At 40.2% G+C, this 239-nt stretch carries 1 pseudogene; it reads left to right on the forward strand.

Annotated elements, in window-relative coordinates:
• Window positions 1-207, forward strand: a pseudogene (locus A1D25_RS07810) (IS110 family transposase); the annotation flags it as partial.
• Window positions 208-239 lie beyond the last annotated feature (32 nt).

Genomic DNA, 239 nt, shown 5'->3' on the forward strand with positions numbered 1-239 from the left:
AAGATAAGAGCGTTGCTTTATCTACCAGCAGTTGTTGCGAAAGTACATAATCCCGATATTAAACGCTGTTACGAACGCTTGCTTGCCAAGGGCAAGATGAAAATGCAAGCTATCGGAGCAGCAATGCGGCATCTCGTCCATATTTGCTTTGGTGTGTTGAAACATCAGAGCCAATATCAAGCACAAAATAATGTTATTTGTGCTTGACAGTTGAGATGGTATCTACACAACAAAATAAA

The organism is Ursidibacter arcticus, from assembly GCF_009761375.1.
Classification (GTDB): Bacteria; Pseudomonadota; Gammaproteobacteria; order Enterobacterales; family Pasteurellaceae; genus Ursidibacter; species Ursidibacter arcticus.